At 73.9% G+C, this 13,966-nt stretch carries 10 protein-coding genes; 6 read left to right on the forward strand and 4 right to left on the reverse strand.

Going from position 1 to position 13,966, the window contains the following annotated elements:
- The first annotated feature begins 236 nt into the window (after positions 1-236).
- The 4 genes from FRCN3DRAFT_RS44920 (at position 237) to FRCN3DRAFT_RS0217320 (ending at position 5,612) form a co-directional block, all read left to right on the forward strand.
- Positions 237-1,451 carry a hypothetical protein gene (locus tag FRCN3DRAFT_RS44920; RefSeq protein ID WP_007519334.1) on the forward strand — a complete coding sequence of 405 codons (1,215 nt, stop codon included), beginning with the start codon at positions 237-239 and terminating at the stop codon, positions 1,449-1,451.
- Positions 1,448-3,223 carry a hypothetical protein gene (locus tag FRCN3DRAFT_RS0217310; RefSeq protein ID WP_007519333.1) on the forward strand — a complete coding sequence of 592 codons (1,776 nt, stop codon included), beginning with the start codon at positions 1,448-1,450 and terminating at the stop codon, positions 3,221-3,223. The genes FRCN3DRAFT_RS44920 and FRCN3DRAFT_RS0217310 overlap by 4 nt, the downstream gene beginning before the upstream one ends.
- The gene (locus tag FRCN3DRAFT_RS0217315) at positions 3,220-4,638 is read left to right on the forward strand and encodes an AAA domain-containing protein (protein ID WP_007519332.1); all 1,419 of its coding nucleotides are present in this window, start codon (positions 3,220-3,222) and stop codon (positions 4,636-4,638) included. The genes FRCN3DRAFT_RS0217310 and FRCN3DRAFT_RS0217315 overlap by 4 nt, the downstream gene beginning before the upstream one ends.
- A gap of 128 nt (positions 4,639-4,766) precedes the next feature.
- Positions 4,767-5,612, forward strand: coding sequence for an ABC transporter ATP-binding protein (locus FRCN3DRAFT_RS0217320; RefSeq protein ID WP_007519330.1), 846 nt, complete (start codon positions 4,767-4,769; stop codon positions 5,610-5,612).
- A 46-nt stretch (positions 5,613-5,658) separates the two neighbouring features.
- Here the strand turns inward: FRCN3DRAFT_RS0217320 and FRCN3DRAFT_RS0217325 are convergent, their stop codons facing one another.
- Positions 5,659-5,916, reverse strand: a complete 258-nt coding sequence (locus FRCN3DRAFT_RS0217325; RefSeq protein WP_007519328.1) for a hypothetical protein — start codon at positions 5,914-5,916, stop codon at positions 5,659-5,661.
- Between the two features lie 856 nt (positions 5,917-6,772).
- On the opposite strand from FRCN3DRAFT_RS0217325, the gene FRCN3DRAFT_RS44925 reads away from it, so the two are divergent.
- Positions 6,773-8,746, forward strand: a complete 1,974-nt coding sequence (locus tag FRCN3DRAFT_RS44925; RefSeq protein ID WP_063630159.1) for an NYN domain-containing protein — start codon at positions 6,773-6,775, stop codon at positions 8,744-8,746.
- 88 nt (positions 8,747-8,834) lie between these two features.
- Here the strand turns inward: FRCN3DRAFT_RS44925 and FRCN3DRAFT_RS0217335 are convergent, their stop codons facing one another.
- From FRCN3DRAFT_RS0217335 to FRCN3DRAFT_RS0217345, 3 genes are all read right to left on the reverse strand, one after another.
- Positions 8,835-9,695 carry an aspartate/glutamate racemase family protein gene (locus FRCN3DRAFT_RS0217335; protein ID WP_007519324.1) on the reverse strand — a complete coding sequence of 287 codons (861 nt, stop codon included), beginning with the start codon at positions 9,693-9,695 and terminating at the stop codon, positions 8,835-8,837.
- Between the two features lie 9 nt (positions 9,696-9,704).
- A complete protein-coding gene (locus tag FRCN3DRAFT_RS0217340; RefSeq protein ID WP_007519322.1) occupies positions 9,705-11,351 on the reverse strand; it encodes an NCS1 family nucleobase:cation symporter-1 in 1,647 nt (548 codons plus the stop codon).
- A gap of 367 nt (positions 11,352-11,718) precedes the next feature.
- Positions 11,719-12,432 (reverse strand): GntR family transcriptional regulator, encoded by a 714-nt coding sequence (locus FRCN3DRAFT_RS0217345; protein WP_007519320.1) that lies wholly within the window; start codon positions 12,430-12,432, stop codon positions 11,719-11,721.
- Between the two features lie 528 nt (positions 12,433-12,960).
- Here FRCN3DRAFT_RS0217345 and FRCN3DRAFT_RS44930 point away from each other — a divergent pair.
- The coding region (locus FRCN3DRAFT_RS44930; protein ID WP_232794296.1) for a serine/threonine-protein kinase at positions 12,961-13,966 on the forward strand (1,006 nt) is incomplete at its 3' end.

Raw genomic sequence — 13,966 nt, forward strand, 5'->3', positions numbered from 1 at the left:
GTTCGTCGATGGAACTAGGTTGTTTGGACCGAGCGGTCGAAACATGGTGCTGCATGTGAATACTTGATTCTGACGTCGGCGTCAATAGAAGCCGATTGCAGGGTACAGGCGGTGGCGGGTGCGTGCGCTCGGGCGGCGTCTGAGACGCTTGATCCACCAGAGTCGGTCCAGGTGACGGGCCAGGCGCAGGGACGGCGATCACCGCCGCGACAGTGCCGGGGAGGTGGAGGCGGCGAGTGCGGCACGAGGGCAAGACCGAGGCCCGGCTGGGGCGCATCCGGGGGTCCGAGCCGCCGCGGCGGCACAATGCCCGGACGATCGCGGCGCTGACCAGCAACCCGGGGTGCGCGCGACGGGCGGTACTGGACGCGGCCGGGGTCGATAAGGAGCGGCTCGCGGAGCGGGTCGACTTCCCGGCGGCGTTCGGGCAGTCACGGTTCGCCATCGTGCGGGGCAACGCGTTCGAGCGGCAGGTCAAGGCGGACGGCTGCGCCGAGCTGCTGCGGTTGCTTCAGGACGTGCTCGGCCTGGACCTGCGCGACGCGGCGTACACCGACCTCGGCGCGGCGGATTCCGCGGACGGCCTGGCCGCGCGACACGTCGCCGCGAGGGAGCGGCTGGCTGATGCACCGGGCGACGAGGGCGGCGTGTACGGGGCGTTGTTCGACCATCCGCTGCTGCGGCTCGAGGTGGCCGGGCAGGACGTCTATCTGGAGCCGGACCTGGTGGCGTTCCAGCACGGCGGGGCGTTCCACGTCGTCGAGATCAAGTCGTTCCCGGTGATCGACGGGCAGGCGGACGGGGAGAAGGTCGCGGCGGCGGCGGTCCAGTCCGCCGTCTACGTGCTGGCGCTGCGCCGGCTGCTCGGCCGCGACGACGCCGTCTCACACGAGGTGGTGCTCGTCTGCCCGAAGGATTTCTCCAACGTTCCGGTCGCGGTGCGCCTCGACGTCCGTCGGCAGTTGATCGTGCTGGAGCATCAGCTCGCCCGGCTGACCCGGATCGACACCCTGCTCGACGCCCTGCCGGACGACCTGGCGCTCGATCTCGGACACGACGGCGCCGGGGCGCCGGTCATGGCGGCGGGTGCGTTGACGGCGGCGCTTGGCCAGGTGACGGCGCGCTACGCGCCCGGGTGCCTGTCGACGTGCGAGCTGGCCTTCTTCTGCCGGCGGGAGGCCTCCGGGCGCACGGCCGCGCTCGGGGTCGGCGTCCGGGAGGAGCTGGGCGGGGTGGAGACCGTCGACGAGGCGCTCGGGCTCGCGCACGGGACGGCGACGCCCGACGACGACCTGGCCGAGTCGGCGGCGATGCTGCGGACCACCGCGCGGGTGTACGCCGAGGCGCTTGGGTCGGTGCCGGGCATGCCGCGCGTGCCGGGCGCACCCGGCACGCCCGGTGGCGAGGCGGGGGCCGGTGACCTGGCCGAAGCCGGCGGGGACGCTGAATGAGCGTGATCGGCGCGTATGCGCGGGCGCTGGCGGTCCAGACGGGGTTCGCCCAGCCGGTCGCATCGGTGCGGCACGTCCATCTCGCCCAGGCCCCGCTGGTGCTCGTGCCGTTGACGATGGCCGGCGAGGCGAACGCGCCGCTCGCGGCGATGATCGGCACGGACGAGCTCGACGCGACGTTGCTCGTCGTCCCGCAGCCACGCGACCGTGACCTGCGGTTCGCGTTCGCCGGCCTGCTCGGGGACCTTCTCCTCGACCACGTGGAGCGGTGCGCGGCCGCGGGCAGCGAGCCGGTGGGCGCCCCGCGGGTGCCGAAGCCGTCCGCTGACAGGTCCTCGCCGGGTGGTGCCGGCAAGGCGACGGCACTGGCCGGCTCCGGTGCCGCCCCCGGAACCCTCGGCGGCGCCGCCGGAGACCTGCGCGCGGACGAGGACGCGCTGGCCGCGGCGGAGGCCGCCGGGCCGGAGCGGTTCCTCGCCGCGCCGCAGGTGTTGGTGCCCAACCGGGCCGGCGTCGAGTTCATCCGGCTGTTCGGCCGGTCGACCCGGTTTCGCTCGGCGGCCGGGGAGTACGCCGTTCCGGCCGGGGTGCCGCTGCTCGGCCGCTGGCTGACCTTTCTCGCCCAGCGGGCCGAGCACCCGGGCTCGTCGGCGCTGGTCGCGATGACGGAGGCGCTGGCGCTGCACTGGGCGACCGGGCAGAGCGCCCTGGAGGACGCGAACCTCGCCGCGCTGCTGGCCTGGATCGACCCGCCGGCCGCCCTTGCCGGCCCGGAGGCCGCCCGGCTGGCCGAGGACCCGCTGGCCTGGCCACCGGCAGGCCCGACGACCGACCCCCAGTTCGACAACCGGGTGCTCGCGCCCGCCATCGCGGCCTACGACGAGGCGGTCGCGCTGATGCGGGCGCAGGCCGGGGCCGCCGGGGCTCCCGACCCGTTCGGCGCGGGGCCGGACGTCATCGACAGCCGCCGCGGTGTCGCGCCGTCGTGGCGCGGTGCCCCCGGTGCCCCCGGCGCGGCGGTCGAGGCGTGGCTGCGCGCCCGGGACGAGATCGCGCGGGCGGTGCGCGGGCAGGTCGAGCCGACGTGGGGGCTGATGTGGCGGGCCGTCCGGCGGCTGCGTGAGCTGCCGGAGGCAGCCTCCGTGCCACGGCGCTGGGAGCGGGACCGGGCGCGGTTCAGCTCGTACTACACCTACCTGCGGGACGAGGACGGCGGCCTGCCGCAGGCCCGCCGCGACGGCGCGGTCGCCGCGGCCCGCCGGCTCGCCATGCTGGAACGAGAGCTTGCCGCTTACGAGGCCGACCAGGCCTTCGACGACCCGTTGGTGTTCGCGAACTACCGGGTGACCGGCGAGGCGTTCGTGGGCACGGTGGTCGCCGCCGAACGGGACCGCCGGATCGCGAACGAGCGCGGATCGCTGGTCACCAGGCCCGTCGTCGAGGTGCTCACGGTGGACCCGGTCCGGCTTGCGCTCGGTACGAAGGTCTGCTCGCCCACCCGGCCAGGCCAGGTCGGGGTGATCATGTCGCTGGAGCCGGCGGCGGGCGGGCTGCTGGTGTCGCTGGAGCTCAGCGGCGGGATGGGCCGGGCCAAGGTGCCGCCGCCGGGCAGCGTCCCGGAGGTGGGCGAGGCGATCGGTTACACCAGCGTGCTGCCGGACGGCGCGTTCTCCGCCGCCCTGCCCGCGCCCGAGGACACCCCATGGACCCACGGCGGCCCGCCGACGTCCTACGAGCCCACCGAGGGCGACGCGAAGGAGATGTGGGCATGACGCCCGAGCCGGGGGGCGTCGGCGAGGCTCCGGGCGAGAACCCAGGCAGGCTTGCCGCGGGGGTGACCGACGCGATCCTGGCGGATCTGCGCTCGGGGCGGCACAGGGGAGTGGTCGTCGACTCGCCGCCGGGGGCGGGCAAGTCGACGTTGGTGGTCCGGGCCGCGGCCGAGTTCGCGCTCGCTGACGAGCCGCTGATGATCGTCGCGCAGACGAACGAGCAGGTCGACGACCTCGTCGAGCGGCTCGCCGCGGACCTCGCCGACCGGGCGCCCGAGGCACGGGTCGGCCGGCTCGGCCGTGCCGGCTACGTCGCGCCGCCGCGGATCGACGGGCTGCCGAACGTCGCCGTCGGCAGCGACCTGCGGACGATGGGGGACCCGCAGGTCGTGATCGCCACGGCGGCCAAGTGGGCCTATGTGAAGGACCGGGCCTGGCGGTGGGCGATCGTCGACGAGGCCTACCAGATGCGCTCGGACGCGCTGCTCGCGATCGCCCGGCTGTTCGAGCAGGCGCTGTTCGTCGGCGACCCGGGCCAGCTCGACCCGTTCTCCACCGTCGACAACGACCGCTGGCGCGGGCTGACCTGGGACCCGATGCAGAGTGCCGTCGCGGTTCTGCTGCGCAGCAACCCGGAGCTGCCTGTGCACCGGCTGCCGGTCTCGTGGCGGCTGCCGCGCAGCGCCGAACGGGTCGTCGCCGACGCCTTCTACCCGTTCACCGGCTTCCGGACCGGCAACGGCCCGGGCGACCGCCTCCTCACCTTCACCGGCACGCCCGGCCCCGGCTCGGCCAGCGCCAGGCCCACCGGCTCGAACGTGGCTCGGGGTGGCACCGCGGCCGGAGCCGTCGACGACGTGCTGGACGTGGCCGCGGCGACCGGGTGGGGGCTGCTGGAGCTGCCCGCCCGGCACACACCACGGACCGATGCCGAAGCGGTGCGCGCGGTCGCCGACGTCGCCCGCCGGCTGGCGGCCCGCGGCGCCGTGGCCCGCTCGCTCGACCGCGGCGGCGAGGCACACCCGGTGACGGCGAGCCGGATCGCGATCGGCACCGCCCACCGTGACCAGGCGGCCGCGGTCCGCGCCGCGCTCGGCGAGGACCTGCCGGGGGTCGTGGTCGACACCGCCAATCGGCTGCAGGGCCGGGAGTACGACGTGACCGTGGTGCTGCACCCGCTGTCGGGCCGCCGGGACGCGACGGCGTTCCACCTGGAGGCCGGCCGGCTGTGCGTGCTGGCGTCGCGGCACCGGCAGGCGTGCGTCGTCGTCGCCCGGGCCGGCATCCGTGACCTGCTCGACACCCACCCGTCCGGCGGGCCCGTCCACCTGCACGAGCCGGTCCGCTTCCCCGACGGCTGGGCCGCGAACCAGGCCGTGCTGGCCCACCTGGAACGCCACGCGGTCAGGCTCTGACACCACCCGGCTCGGCGCGGGAATCACCACGGTGCGTGTCGGACGCTGGACAGCGCGGGCGGCGTCGGCGGCCGCGGAGCTGGATAGGGTCGAGGGCCGAGGTTGCGTGCGGCGGGAAGGCGGCGGCGATGCTGGACGGGGCGGGCTCGGCGCCGGCGGAGGTGCTGCGGGCCGAGAAGGTCGACCTGGCCCGGGGCGGGCGGTACCTGCTGCGCGGGGTCGACCTGACCGTGCGGGCCGGGGAGCACTGGACGCTGCTCGGGCCGAACGGAGCGGGCAAGAGCACCCTGCTCGGCCTGCTCGGCGCCGTGACCCACCCGACGCGCGGCACGGTGCGGGTGCTGGGCCGCCAGCTCGGCAAGGTCGACGTCCGGGCACTGCGCGCCGACATCGGGCACGTCAACCCGCGCCACCCGCTGCTGTCGCCGCTGACCGTGCGCGAGGTCGTCCTCACCGGCGCGACCAGCACGATCGACCTGGTTCCGCGCTGGCGGCCGTCCGCCGAGCAGGAACGCGACGCGGACGAGCTGATCGACCTCCTCGGCATCGACGGCATCCGTGAGGCGCGCTGGCCCGACCTGTCGCAGGGCGAGCGCGGGCGGGCGCTGGTCGCCCGCGCGCTGATGCCCCGCCCCCGGCTGCTGCTGCTCGACGAGCCGACGACCGGACTCGACGTGGCCGCCCGTGAGCAGCTGCTCACCGGGCTCGACGAGCTGCGCGCCGAGCATCCCGACCTGGCGAGCGTCCTCGTCACCCACCACCTCGAGGAGATCCCGGTCAGCTCCACGCACGCCTTGCTGCTGCGGGGCGGCGAGGTGGTCGCGTCCGGTGACATCGACGAGGTGCTGACCACCGACCGGGTAAGCGACTGCTTCGGCCACCCGATCCGGGTCGCGCGCCTCGACGGCCGCTTCGTCGCCCGTGCCCACGCGGGCCGCTCCCTCGCGAGCCGCCGCCGGTCCCCGGAACGCTGAGGACGGGCGTCCGCCGAGCGGCTTCGTGGAGGCGCCACGGACGGCGTCAGCTGGCGGGGCCGCAGGCGCTGGCGGGTTGGCCGGCGGGTGTGTCGGGTGTGTCGGGCGTCGCCACCCCGGCGGACGCCGACCCGGCGGTCGCTGGCTGGGCGGCGACGGCGGCAGCGGCGGCGCAGGTGCGGTAGGACGGGGAGCCGACGCCGGCGCAGGCCGCCCAGGTCAGGAGGCAGCCGGCGGCGACGGCGAGCAGCCAGAGCAGCTGTGTGCCGCCCGGCCCCTGGACGCGGGCACGGATGTTGGTCATCGCGACTCCTCGGGGGACCTGACCGGAACCTGGCAGCTGGAGCCGCCGAGCGGTCCGAGAGGTCCCGCTCGACGCTGGTGGGGACGGACGGCCGCCGCCAGGTGCCGGCGAGCCGAGGCAACGTGGTTTGCCTCGGGCACGTCGGCGGAGCTTGGGCGGCCGGGAAAAATCGCTGGGTGAAGCCGGAAATCGTCCAGCGGCGCGATGCCGGGTGACAGACGAGGCGGTAAGGATGGTGTTCCCGCGCGCCGCGCGATTTAGTGAGCGTCCGATGGTGGGAATAGCGCCTGGCGGTCGGGTGCCGGACAACCATCGCGCCGGATATGGCCATCGGTTGTCACGGGTGCCCCGGTGAGCGGCGCGGAGGCGACGATAGTCCGCGGCGGGGAAACCGGCAAATGGCCCACGACCGACGCCGTTTGCGCGCGGTCCGCGAGAACCGCGCTGGACAGGTGGGCCGCACCACCCGCACGGCGCGACCGGGTGACCGTGGGTGGTACCGCGGCGGTCGGCGCCGGAGCGGTGAGCCACGCGGCGCGCGAGGGCCCGGCCGGGCAGGGGCCGGTCAGCAGGGGTTCGCTCGGAGGGGGTCCGGTCGGGGCGGAGCCCGCACGTCGGTCGGCGGGGCCGGTGAGCCGGAGGCCCCACCGTCGGCGGCTGGATGACCGCCGAGTCCTTCGGGTGTGTCCTCCTCGTTACCATCGGCAGAACCGGAAGGGTCTTCTGGCGGCCGAGGGGTCAGATCGGAACGTGGAGCGTCCAATTAGTCACGTTATGTCGATGTTGGGTGAACGGCTCCTTCGATTGGCGCGCGCGAGACTTGGTTGGCGCGGCTCGATCCGGCACGATGGCCGACATGAACGCGGTGGGTGAGGGGCAGCAGGTCCCGTTACGGGTCCGCAGCGCCCTGTTCGTCGACTTCGAGAACATCCACATGGGGCTGCAGCGGCTGGATCCCGCCGCCGCCAACCGGTTCGCGGTTAATCCGCAGGGCTGGCTCGGCTGGCTGGAGAAGCTCGGCTATCCAGCGCTCGCGACGGATGACTTCCGCAGGGACCTTCTCATCCGGTACTGCTATCTGAACCCGGTGAGCTCCGCACGCTACCGGGCGTATTTCACGCGAGCGGGCTTCCACGTCGTCGACTGTCCGCCGCTCACCGCCGCGGGGAAGAACTCGGCCGACATTCACATCGTCATCGATGTTCTGGACATCCTCGTCCATCCGACCCGTTTCGACGAGGTCATTCTGCTGTCGGCCGATGCGGATTACACCCCGGTCATGCTTCGGTTACGCGCCCACGACCGCCGAACGGTGATCATTACCAGCGGGCCGTCGGCCAGGGCGTTCCGCGCTGCCTGCGACCACGTCGTCGGTGAGGACGCGTTCATCGACGAGGCGCTGTCCGCCGAGTCCCGGCCGCTGGTCGGCAACGCCGGCGCGCAGGTCTACGGCGGATCTCATGGCTACGCCGGCGCGCACGGATATGCCCACGCCCACGACACCGCCCCGGCGTTGAACGGGATCGGTCACGCGGCCGGCCAGGTCGCCGCGCTGTCGGGGGCCGGGGCGCATCCGGGCGAGCCGGCCGCGCTCGTCCACGCCGGCCAGGTGACCTCCGATGCGCACCGGGACTCGTCCGGCGCGAGCCGTCCGGCGAGCGGCCCGGCGCCCGGGGACCCGGCCGCCGCCGGAGCGGTGGCCGACGGGCGGTGGGGATCACACACCGAGGGCCCGCCGCGGTCCTTATCGGCTTCCACGGACCTCACCCCGGGACACTTATCGGCGTCTGGGCGTCCCCTCGCTTCGCCACGGCCCCCGGCCGCGTCGCCCGCGCTGTCCCCCCTGCTCTCCCCGGTGCCGACGCACCCGCCCGCCCCTGGGTTCGTTCCGATCCCGGCCCCGCCGAACGGCCAGTACGACAGCCAGCTGCGCCGGGTCATCGCCGCCAGGGTCCACGAACTGGTCGTCGCGTCCGACCGGCCGATCACGCTGGCCTCGGCCGCCCAGCTGGTACGCGCGGACCTCGGCCAGGATGTCACCGACGGCTGGGCGGGCACCGGCTCGTTCAAGAAGCTGCTAGCCCAGGCCGACCTGCCGGGGCTCGCGATCTCCGCCGCGCCGGAGTACATCTACGATCCGCGCAGGCACAGCCCACCGCCCAGTGGCCAGGCGTCCGGCACGGGCCAGTCCGACCAGGACGGCCCGCGCGCCGACCTCGTCAACCGGATCTCTCAGGTCACCGACATCCCGCGGCTGTCCTCGCGCGAGTTCCGGACGCTGTTCGAGGAGCTCGCCGCCGAGGTCGGCGGGCACGGGTTCAGTCGGACCGGCACCTCACGCGCCGTCCGCGACCGGTGCGCCCAGCGCGGCGAGCACGTCGGCCGGGGCGCGGTGAACTTCGTCCTCAACGGCCTCCTGTACGCCGGCCGGCCGCCGCGCCCGGGCGACGACGCGGGCACGCTGGCCTGCGCGTTCGCAGACAATGCCGTCGTGCTCTGCCAGAACGCCCGGATGGAGCTGTCCGTCGAGGAGATGGCCCACCTGCGCGCCTGGATCGTCGACGCGCCCGTCCTCGTCGACAACCCGTCCGTTGCTCCCGCCACTCCCGCCGAGTCTGCCGGGGCCGCTGCGTCCGACGGGTCCGTCGAGCCCGGCTCTCCCGCTCAACCTGCCGGGTCCGCCGACCTTGCCGCCCCCGCCGCTTCCGCCAGCGCCACTGAGTCCGCCGAGCTTGCGGGGTCCGCAGAGCTCGCGGGGTCCGCCGAGCTGGCCGCTCCCGCCGAACCCGTCACCTCCAGCCCTGACCTGGTCGGACAGGCCGGCGCGTGACGCCTGGCCGCCGTCCACGGACGGGCGGCCCGACCTCAACCGGCGTCCGTCCGGTGGGTCACACGGCGAAGGGCATGGCGGCGCGGGGTCAGTGAGACGACTGGCCGGCGCCTCCGAACGGCGCGAGCAGGCCGGTGTAGGGCTTGGGCGGCGGCGCGGCGTACTCGCCGCGCTGGCTGGTGGCCAGGCCAAGGCGGATCAGGCCCTCGACGAGGACGGTCGCGGCGGCCACGCCGTCGACGACCGGGACGCCGAGCTCGGCCGTGAGCGCCTGGCACAGGTCGGCCATGCCTGCGCAGCCGAGAACGATCACCTCCGCCTCGTCGTCGGCCACCGCCGCGCGGCACTCCGCGAGGACCTTCGCCCTCGCCAGCGGGTCCGTCTCCAGCTCCAGCACGGGCACCTCGCAGGCCCGGACGCCGCAGCACAGCACCCGCAGGCCGTACCGGTCGGCCAGGTCCCACGTCCGGCCGCGGGTGCGGCCGAGGGTGGTCACCACGCCGAACGACCGGCCGAGGAAGCTCGCCGCGCGCATCGCCGCCTCGGCTATCCCGATGACCGGGCCGCGGGCCAGCTCCCTGGCCGCGTCGAGACCAGGGTCGCCGAAGCAGGCGATCACGTAGCCGGCCGCCCCGGCCTCCTCGCCGCGCGCGATCTCGGCCAGCACGCCGGGCACGGCGAGCGCCTCGTCGTAGTGGCTCTCGATCGACGCCGGCCCCATCGCGGGGCTGGTCGCCTCGATCCGGGTGCCGGGCTGGGCCACCTGCCGGGCACTGGTGCCGATCAGCTCGGTCATCGCGCGGGAGGTGTTCGGGTTGATGACCCTGATCAACGGCCCGGTCGGGGCGGTCGAGGAGCCTTCAGGGCCCGCCGCGGTCGCGGGGTGCGCCTCGGCCGCGGGAGCGGCCCCCGGGGTCAGGGCGGGCCGCTCTTCCTGCGTCGTGGGCATCGGGGGCGGCTATGCCTCGGGCGCGACCGGCGCCGGGTTCGGCGTCGGCTGCGCCGGGATGCTCGCCGCGGCCGTGGCCGCGGCGGCCGGGTCGCTGGCTGGGTCGCCGGCCGGCCGCAGCGACGTCGCGGTGACCGCCGAGCGGCTGGCGAGCAGGTAGTAGACGGCGAAGCCCAGGCCCATCCCGATGAACCAGCTGTACTGGGCGGCGGTGTCCATCCAGCCGACGGCCGAGTCGGGAACCACCACCGGGATGACGGCGATGACGGCGCCGACGGCGGTCGCGATGACGGCCGGCGGGTTCACGCCCTTGCGGTAGAAGTAGGTGCCGCGCGGGCTGAGGGTGAACAGGTCGTCGACGACGACCACCTTCTTGCGGATCAGGTAGAAGTCGCAGATAAGCACGCCGAACAGCGGGCCGATGAAGGCGCCCAGCGTCTCCAGCGTGTAGTGGATGACGTCGGGGTTGTTGTACAGGTTCCACGGCGTGATGAGGAACGAGCCGACCGCGGCGATCATGCCACCGGCGCGCCAGCTGATCCGCTGCGGGCTGACGTTCGAGAAGTCGAACGCGGGGGAGATGAAGTTCGCCACGATGTTGATGCCGATGGTGGCGATGGTGAAGGTCAGCGCGCCGAGGACGATCGCGGTCGTCGAGTCGATGCGGGCGACGGTCTCGACCGGGTCGGTGATGAGCTCGCCGTATACCGGGACGGTCAGCGAGGCGGTGAAGACGACGAGGAGGGAGAACAGCAGGAAGTTCACCGGCAGGCCGAGGAAGTTGCCGGTGCGCACCGAGCCGAAGTTCTTCCCGTAGCGGGAGAAGTCGCCGAAGTTGAGCATCGGGCCCGAGAAGTAGGAGACGACGAGCGCGATCGCGCCGGCCATCAGGGAGAACGTCGAGGCGTTGCCGGACCGCTCGCCGCCGAGGTTCAGTGACAGCTCGCTCCAGCCGGCCTTGTAGATGAGGTAGCCGGTGAGCGCGAACATGACGACGTAGACCGCCGGGCCACAGAAGTCGATGAACCGGCGGATCGTCTCCATGCCGGTCCAGAACACCGCCGCCTGCAGGACCCACAGCACCGCGTAGGTGATCCAGCCGAGCGTCGACAGGCCGAGGAAGCCGTGCTGGTCGACGTCGGCGTACGGGGTGAGGCCCGACCACAGCTTGATCAGCACCACGTTGAGGGCGGCCGAGGCGAGGTAGGTCTGGATCCCGTACCAGGCGACCGCGATGAGGCCGCGGATGATGGCCGGGACGTTCGCGCCCAGCACGCCGAACGGTGCTCGGCAGATCACCGGGTAGGGGACGGCCGCCTGCTGGCTCGGCCGCGCGACGAGGTTGCAGAAGAAGTTCACGATCGTGATGCCGACGACCAGCGCGACGAGCACCTGCCAGCCGGCGAGGCCAAGGGCGAAGAGGCTGCCGGCGGTCACGTACCCGCCGACGCTGTGCACGTCGGACATCCAGAATGCGAAGATGTTGTACCAGGACCAGGTCTGCTTGCGCAGCGGGGCCAGGTCCTCGTTTGCCAGCCGTGGGTCATACCCCGGCTTGAGAAGGCCCGCGCCGATGGGCATGCCCGCGGCCTCTACCATGTCGTCGTGTCCGGCGGTCACGCCCGGCGGGCCGGGAACCGCGGCGAGCTCGCTCATTCTCGCTCACTTCCTTACTTGGCTCTGGTGGCGCTCTGGCGGGTGGCGCTCTGGCGGCGTTCCCGCCGCGGATCTCCCGCGTCTTCTCCGGCCGCCACCTGGCCGCGCGCGGGTGGATTCTCCGCGTGTGGGCGCGCGGAGAATCCACCCACGCACGGATTTCCGCGGCGGCGGACAGGACAGGGAAAGACGCGCGGAAATCGGCTTCGGGACCGGTGCTTGGGCGTGTGCGATGGTCGGGCGAGGCGGCCGGCGTGCCTGGAGTCAGGCTAGGATCTTGCTGTTTCACCACCGTCAACGGCGAGATATATCTGTGCTCGTGCTCGTGCTCGTGCGCGCCGGCGCTGGGATGCCGGCCGCGCGCGGTTCAGGCGGGGAATCGGGCTGACTCCTCGGGCAGCGCCGCGACGACGGTCTGCAGGCGGGAATGATGCGCACGTGACGCGGCCAACAATGTGTCGACATCGCGGTCGACGAAGGCCCGCAGCATTCGCTCGTGGTCGGTGACCAGCGCCTCGACGGCATCCCGGGACGCGTAGTCCATCGGCCGGACGGGCTCGGTGACGTTCCAGGCCGAGATGTACATGTGCTCCAGCCGGGCCATCCCGGCGGGACCGACCAGCGCGAGGTGGAAACGGCGGCTCTCCCGGTGGTGGCCGCGCGAGTCGCCCGTCTCGACCGCCCGCGCCATCGCCTCATGGGCGGCAAGCGCCCTCGCGTCGTCCTCGGCCGTCGCCCGCCGCACCGCCGCCGTCAGCGCCGCGGCCTCCAGCACCTCCCGCACGACGTAGAACTCGCGCATCTCCGCCGGCGTGAGCGCCGCGACCGTGTAACCGCCGCGGGCGCGGTGCACGACCAGCCCCTCGCCGACCAGGCTCATCAAGGCCTCGCGGACGGGTATCCGGCTCACCTGGTAGTGCGCGGCGACCTCGTCGACGGGGACGGGGGAGCCCGGTGCCGCCGCGCCGTCCAGGACGACCCTCTTGACCTCGCGCAGGATCACCTCGCGGACGGAGCCGCATCCCCGCGCGTCGGTGTTCAGCGTCCCGACCCAGGCCGCGCTCGGCCGTGGCATCCGCATCTCGCCCGTCCTTCCGCTCGGGACGGGCCGGCGGGCGCGAGACCGCGTCGGCGCCGTCCGGCCGGACCATCGGCCCCCGACCTTCGGTACGCGCACGTGCGGCGCGACGATAGCCGTCGACTGTTTCGGACCGTCGGCAGTTCGATATCCACCGGTTGACATCCCGCCCGGCCAGGGCGGTTTTCGAATGCCCGACAGCGGCGCCAGGCACGGCGCCGCGGCCCGGTTTCGTCCCACCGGGTGGCCCGCCAGGCTCACGAGCCAGAAGTCGCGAACGGCCGCCAACGGGGAGACGCCTGCGGTGTCGGACCGGGTGCGCTCCAGGGCAGTTCACGCCGACGCCCCGGCGGTAATGTGACCACGAACAGCGCGGAACGGGGCCGGGCACGACGGGGAAGGCACGGCGCCGACAGGCAGGGCGTCGCGCGGCGCGGTGGTCGCGCCGTGCCGGCGCGGCGCGACGGTCGGGACAGCGACGGGTCTAGACAGCATCGGAGAGCGGTCGGCGTGCAGGATATCGCGTTGCCGGTGCGGCTGGGGCCGACGACGCTGATGGCGCGGATCGGCGCCGGCGGCATGGGCATCGTCTACTACGGCGTGCTCGGGCAGACGCCGGTGGCGGTGAAGGTGATCCGCGCGGAGCTGGCCGACGCGCCGGAGTTCCGTGCCCGGTTCCGCCGCGAGATCGAGCTGATGCGCCGGGTGCGGGGCGTGTGCACCGCCCGGGTGTATGCCGCCGACCCCGACTGGTATCCGCCCTACCTCGCCACCGAGTTCCTCGCCGGGCCCACGCTCGCCGACTGGATCCTGCGCAACGGGGCGGTCACCGGGCCGTCGCTGCGGACGCTGGCGGTCGGGCTCGCCGAGGCGCTGCTGGCCGTGCACCGCGCCGGCGTCGTGCACCGCGACCTCAAGCCGGGCAACGTGCTGCTCACCCAGTCCGGTCCCAAGGTCGTCGACTTCGGGATCGCGCTCGCCACCGACGTCACCGTCCTCACCCGGGTGGGCACCCCGGTCGGCACCCCCGGCTACATGAGCCCCGAGCAACTCAACGGCATCGACGTCGTCGGGCCACCCGCGGACGTGTTCGCCTGGGGCTGCACCGTGGCCTACGCGGCGACCGGGCGGACCCCCTTCGGCGCCGGCCCCACCGACGCGGTGCTGTTCCGGGTGCGCCACGACCCGCCGAACCTGGCCGGCATCCCGGAGGACCTCGCGGGGCTGGTGGGCGAGACGCTGCGCAAGGACGCCGCGGCCCGGCCGGACGCGGCGGAGCTGCTGCGCAGGCTGCTGGCACTCGTCCTCGGCCCCGACTGGGCCGGAGCCAGTGCCACCGGCAGAAGCGCGCCGGCCACCCAGGACGGCTTCCCGGACCCGGCGGCCGGGGGCGAGGGGGAGCGGGGCTGGACGCCCGAGACGGACGCGGACCTGGCGCGCGGTGTGCTGCTCGTGCTCGACCGCCAGTGGCCGATCCGCGCCTACCTGCCGCCGGCGGCCGTGTCGGCGCCCACGGGCGCGGCGCCGCAGCCGGCCC

The sequence above is a fragment of the Pseudofrankia saprophytica genome (genome assembly GCF_000235425.2).
GTDB classification, from domain to species: Bacteria; Actinomycetota; Actinomycetes; order Frankiales; family Frankiaceae; genus Pseudofrankia; species Pseudofrankia saprophytica.

What these genes read in the sequence shown, in the direction of transcription:
- FRCN3DRAFT_RS0217310 (WP_007519333.1), top strand. Translation starts at nt 1,448, where the DNA reads ATGAGCGTGATCGGCGCGTATGCGCGGGCGCTGGCGGTCCAGACGGGG.
- FRCN3DRAFT_RS0217320 (WP_007519330.1), top strand. Translation starts at nt 4,767, where the DNA reads ATGCTGGACGGGGCGGGCTCGGCGCCGGCGGAGGTGCTGCGGGCCGAG.
- FRCN3DRAFT_RS0217325 (WP_007519328.1), bottom strand. Translation starts at nt 5,916, where the DNA reads ATGACCAACATCCGTGCCCGCGTCCAGGGGCCGGGCGGCACACAGCTG.
- FRCN3DRAFT_RS0217340 (WP_007519322.1), bottom strand. Translation starts at nt 11,351, where the DNA reads ATGAGCGAGCTCGCCGCGGTTCCCGGCCCGCCGGGCGTGACCGCCGGA.
- FRCN3DRAFT_RS44925 (WP_063630159.1), top strand. Translation starts at nt 6,773, where the DNA reads ATGAACGCGGTGGGTGAGGGGCAGCAGGTCCCGTTACGGGTCCGCAGC.
- FRCN3DRAFT_RS0217315 (WP_007519332.1), top strand. Translation starts at nt 3,220, where the DNA reads ATGACGCCCGAGCCGGGGGGCGTCGGCGAGGCTCCGGGCGAGAACCCA.
- FRCN3DRAFT_RS0217335 (WP_007519324.1), bottom strand. Translation starts at nt 9,695, where the DNA reads ATGCCCACGACGCAGGAAGAGCGGCCCGCCCTGACCCCGGGGGCCGCT.
- FRCN3DRAFT_RS0217345 (WP_007519320.1), bottom strand. Translation starts at nt 12,432, where the DNA reads ATGCGGATGCCACGGCCGAGCGCGGCCTGGGTCGGGACGCTGAACACC.